A 509-nucleotide genomic window follows, 5' to 3' on the forward strand; every position below is an offset into this window, starting at 1 on the left:
TTAGACTTCACATTACTAAGAATGAAAAGGATGTTATAAAAGATACCGAAGCACGTGATGACTTAGCTATACGATCTCCGAGTGAAGTACTCATTAATAACCACGTCTACAACCGTTGTGTGAGTTCAATCTGTATTTACGCATCGACTGATTTACACGAAATCACCGATGCCATAGCCACAGCCATCCGATATAAAAAGGAGTTGCTCATCTCAGGCCACCCGATAGATTTGATCGATATGCTCCCTATATTTCAAGAAGTCTACTTAACGTCTCAGGCATGTAAGCTAGACATCAACAGTGATGAGTTAATAGAGCATGCGTTCAAGCTGCTCAGAAAAGCTGTGCAAACGTCTTCTGCATCTATTGATTTTGTGAAGTCTTTTGCTTCAACATTCTTTGAAATCAGTGACGATGAGATCAATCAGCGTTTACGCTCCGTCAGGCTAAAGGAGAATGAAGCGATCACTCTGTCCCTGAACTTTTCAGAAGCAAAGACGGTTTCCTGT

Annotated in this window: 1 pseudogene; it reads left to right on the top strand. The window is 41.3% G+C overall.

Annotated elements, in window-relative coordinates:
* Positions 1 to 509 (top strand): annotated as a pseudogene (locus tag R8O10_RS27715) (hypothetical protein); the annotation flags it as partial.

This window comes from Vibrio sp. 1727 (assembly GCF_033344415.1).
GTDB classification, from domain to species: Bacteria; Pseudomonadota; Gammaproteobacteria; order Enterobacterales; family Vibrionaceae; genus Vibrio; species Vibrio alginolyticus.